This is a genomic window from Streptomyces sp. NPDC002690 (assembly GCF_053592415.1).
In genome coordinates this window covers 1-3,926 of the sequence record NZ_JBSFVR010000514.1, presented here as the reverse complement: position 1 = coordinate 3,926, position 3,926 = coordinate 1, and the positions used below count along the sequence as shown (strand labels likewise).

The following is a 3,926-nucleotide window of genomic DNA, read 5'->3' as shown; positions in this document are numbered from 1 at the left end:
CTCACCGGAAAGAGTGAAAGGGGGGTTGGGCTCGTAGCCCTCTGATTTTCTCCTCGTTACAGGTGATGCGGTCCGCCTTCTGCTTCAAGGGTGAGTAACGGGACTCGAACCCGCGACATCCTGGACCACAACCAGGTGCTCTACCATCTGAGCTATACCCACCATGTTCGTCCGGGCGTTTCCGACCGGCCGAGAAAAAGTGTACAGGGTTTTCGAGGGTGCTCGCGCCACCTTTCCGCGACCCCCTCCGCAGCCCCGCCCACGGGCCCTCCCGGGCCCGTGAACAGGGGGTTCCGCGCGGGCGCGGCTACTGCTCGGGGCGCACCACGTGGCGCGCGGCGATCTCCTTGGCGTGGTCCGAGTCCGGGCCGGGCTGGGGCACGAAGACGGCCTCGCGGTAATAGCGCAGCTCCGCGATGGATTCGCGGATGTCGGCGAGCGCCCGGTGGTTGCCGCTCTTGGCCGGGCTGTTGAAGTAGGCCTTCGGGAACCAGCGCCGGGCCAGCTCCTTGACCGAGGAGACGTCGACGATGCGGTAGTGGAGGTAACCCTCCAGCGCCTGCATGTCGCGCGCGAGGAAGCCCCGGTCGGTGCCGACGGAGTTTCCGCAGAGCGGTGCCTTGCCCGGCTCCTTCACGTGCTCGCGCACGTACGCCAGCACCTGGGCCTCGGCGTCGGCCAGGGTGGTGCCCCCGGCCAGCTCGTCCAGGAGGCCCGAGGTGGTGTGCATCCGCCGCACCACCTCGGGCATGGTCTCCAGGGCCGCGTCCGGCGGGCGGATCACGATGTCCACCCCTTCGCCGAGCACGTTCAACTCCGAGTCGGTGACCAGAGCCGCCACCTCGACGAGTGCGTCGTCCGTCAACGAGAGTCCGGTCATCTCGCAGTCGATCCATACCATGCGGTCGTTCATGGGCCCCACCCTACGGGGCACTCCGCTGTCCCGGCAGGGCCGGGCGCCCGCCCGGGTAGCCGTCCGGGCCCCGGTCCGGACGGTCGGGGAGGACCGGCGTCCCCGGGGAGGCCGCGAACGCGGCCAGTCCGGGGGAACCGCCCGGCATCCTGCGGGCCGCCGACGAGACCTGCGCCGGCACCACGGCCTCGACCGCTCCCGCCTCCGGACCCGAGCCCGGGCGGCGGGCCCGGTAGGCGCCCCGGTACGCGGCGGGGGAGGAGCCGAGCTGGCGGCGGAAGTGGCCGCGCAGCGCCACCGGGGAACGGAACCCGCAGCGACCCGCGACCTCGTCCACCGAATAGTCCGAGGTCTCCAGCAGCCGCTGCGCCTGGAGCACCCGCTGGGTGATCAGCCACTGGAGCGGCGCACTGCCGGTGAGTGAACGGAAGCGCCGGTCGAACGTGCGGCGGCTCATGTAGGCGCGGGCCGCCAGCGTCTCCACGTCGAACTGCTCGTGCAGGTGCTCCAGGGCCCAGGCCACGACCTCGGCGAGCGGGTCGGAGCCGATCTCTTCGGGTAAAGACCTGTCGAGGTAGCGCTCCTGACCGCCGCTGCGGCGAGGCGGCACCACGAGTCGGCGGGCCAGCGCCCCGGCGGCCTCCGTGCCGTGGTCCGTACGCACGATGTGCAGGCAGAGGTCGATCCCGGCGGCCGTACCCGCCGAGGTGAGGACGTCCCCGTCGTCGACGAACAGCTCGCGCGGATCGACGTGCACCGACGGGTAGCGCTTGGCCAGCGTCGGCGCGTACATCCAGTGTGTCGTCGCCGGGCGGCCGTCCAGCAGGCCGGCCGCCGCGAGCACGAAGGCCCCCGTGCAGAGCCCGACGATGCGGGCGCCCTCCTCGTGGGCGCGGCGCAGCGCGTCGAGCGCCTCGACCGGCGGCGGCGAGGTGATCGAACGCCAGGCGGGCACCACCACGGTGCCTGCCCTGCTGATCGCCTCCAAGCCGTACGGCGCGGTGAGTTCGAGGCCGCCGGTGGTGCGCAGCGGTCCCTCCTCGCCGCCACAGACCAGCAGTCGGTAACGCGGTACGCCCGCGTCCTGCCGGTCGATGCCGAACACGGAGAGCGGGATGGAGCTCTCGAAGATCGGGCCGCCGCTGAACAGCAGTACGGCTACGACCTCCCGGCGTCGCCGCCCGGCCAACTTCCGTGCGGCCTCCGTTGCGGATGCGGAGTCCTGGCTCATGACGCTAAGCCCCCCTCGGTGTTCGCGTCTCCCTGGTCCCTACAGGCCTGTCGCTCCTGCACGTGTCCCCTCGGTGCCGCACGTGTCCCCAGTGCTCGATTCCAAGATCGAACCTACTGCGTCCAGCGATGCCGAAATGACACGTTCCCTCACCGGCTCAATGTCGACAAGGCAACGTGGCGTGAAGCGTTCGATCACGAAGCGTTCCACTCGCGAGCGGCACTGTGAAGTGCGCGTTGCGATCATGGCCCGTCCGCGTCGGGTGAAAGCGTACCGCGCGGTCCGTTCCTGCCAGGTGACAAGTGCGAATGAGGGGCACATCGCCAAGGTTTCGGCGCAGATGTGAAGTTGGCTCAAAAACGACGGTCGCGTGCGTGCGATTCGGTCATGCTCCGGCGCGCTACCCGCGCACTCGGGACGCTTTTGATCGCGCCCCTCGCGCACCTGCGAGGACGCCCGCCGACAGACGCGTGCTCCGCCGGCGACCGCCTCCCGGGGGCGCGGGCGGAGGCGGGCCGGTGGGCGGGCACGAGCCCGGTGGGCCAACGGATTCACCGGCGCACGCGAGGAATCCGCTTGCGCCGGGTGCGCCTGTTCGTGCGCCCTCCTGCGCTCGTGCCCGGCCTGGTGCGGAGCGGCGGGGCGGCGTCGGAAGCCGGCGGTCGTCACGCGCGCGCTCCGGTAGTGCAATCCGGCGCGACAACCCGCCCGCCGACGGCCCGAGATGGCCAACAGGGGGCGTTTCATGGCTCAGTACGAGGCAAGTGCCGCGGGTCGGAGCCGCTCCGCGGCCCATACCGACGCGTCGGAAAAACGGGGCGACCGCCGTCGGCGACCGTCGAACGCTCCGTGTAGAGGGCAACCGGCATTGCCAACCGCCCTCGCCTCGTGCATGCTCCCCCAAAGCGCGTCACGCGCTTTGCGGCGGTCTGGGCAGTGGAGGAGTGGCGCCGTACCCTTGGGGGTAAAGGGTTGGAAAGATGATTCCCGGACAAGGGCCCGACATCAGCCCGGGTAGACAGCCCTGGACAACCGTCGTCGGGTCGCGGTCCCGGGTGGTCTTCGGGCACGAGTCCACAGTCCCGCACACCCGCGCCCCGCAGTCGAGTACGTCCCCCTAGCCGTTCCCTCCTCACGAGGACTCTCTTCGCCGAGATACCGATGGCCGGTCACGAATCCCCTGAACCCGCAGACCGCAAGCAGGTAACCGACCACGGGTCGGACCCTCTGACGGTCGAAGAAACACGTCATTCCTGCGACCCGGCCTTCCGGCACGGTGTCGTAGTCGGTTTCGACGGCTCCACGTCCAGTGAGCGCGCCCTCGCCTACGCGATCGGCATGGCCTGCAGATCCGGCTCCGGACTGATCATCGTGCACGTCGCCAACCGGCTTCCGACCACCGTCTGGGCAGGCTGCGAACCGCCCGTCTTCGTCGACGTGCCCGATCACCGCACCGAGGTGCTCGGTCTCGAACTCGCCTGCGCGGAATATCTCTCCGAGGTGCCGTGGGTGCTGGTCGAGCGCGGCGGCGACATCTGTCACGAACTGGAGGAAGTCGGCCGCGAGTATGCCGCCGACGCCATCGTCGTCGGGTCGACGCACGGACTGGTGGGCCGGATCTTCGGGTCCGTGGCCGGCCGTCTCGCCCGCCGCGCGCAACGCCCCGTCATCGTCATCCCCTGAACGCCGCGCACCACCCCGGACCACTGCACGCTGCTCGCCGCCACCGCGCTCGTCGCCAACCTCCCGTACAACGTCGCCGTGCCGGTGCTGCTCACCATG

3 protein-coding genes and 1 tRNA gene are annotated in these 3,926 nt (G+C 70.4%); 1 reads left to right on the top strand and 3 read right to left on the bottom strand.

Annotated elements, in window-relative coordinates; translation table 11 throughout:
• Positions 1 to 89: 89 nt before the first annotated feature.
• The 3 genes from ACWD3D_RS34370 to ACWD3D_RS34360 all read right to left on the bottom strand — a co-directional run bounded on the left by ACWD3D_RS34370 (position 90) and on the right by ACWD3D_RS34360 (position 2,144).
• Positions 90 to 162 (bottom strand) — tRNA-His (locus ACWD3D_RS34370).
• 145 nt (positions 163 to 307) lie between these two features.
• Entirely contained in the window at positions 308 to 913 is a 606-nt protein-coding gene (gene orn / locus ACWD3D_RS34365; RefSeq protein WP_451464619.1) for an oligoribonuclease, read from the bottom strand.
• A 10-nt stretch (positions 914 to 923) separates the two neighbouring features.
• Positions 924 to 2,144, bottom strand: a complete 1,221-nt coding sequence (locus ACWD3D_RS34360; protein ID WP_451464618.1) for a GlxA family transcriptional regulator — start codon at positions 2,142 to 2,144, stop codon at positions 924 to 926.
• 1,161 nt (positions 2,145 to 3,305) lie between these two features.
• Here ACWD3D_RS34360 and ACWD3D_RS34355 point away from each other — a divergent pair.
• On the top strand, positions 3,306 to 3,827 hold the full coding sequence (locus ACWD3D_RS34355; protein WP_327175938.1) for a universal stress protein: 522 nt from the start codon (positions 3,306 to 3,308) through the stop codon (positions 3,825 to 3,827).
• Positions 3,828 to 3,926: the final 99 nt, after the last annotated feature.

Bases quoted from the DNA above. Each gene is read 5' to 3' on its own strand.
- ACWD3D_RS34360 (WP_451464618.1), bottom strand. From the start codon at position 2,144: ATGAGCCAGGACTCCGCATCCGCAACGGAGGCCGCACGGAAGTTGGCC.
- ACWD3D_RS34355 (WP_327175938.1), top strand. From the start codon at position 3,306: ATGGCCGGTCACGAATCCCCTGAACCCGCAGACCGCAAGCAGGTAACC.
- orn (WP_451464619.1), bottom strand. From the start codon at position 913: ATGAACGACCGCATGGTATGGATCGACTGCGAGATGACCGGACTCTCG.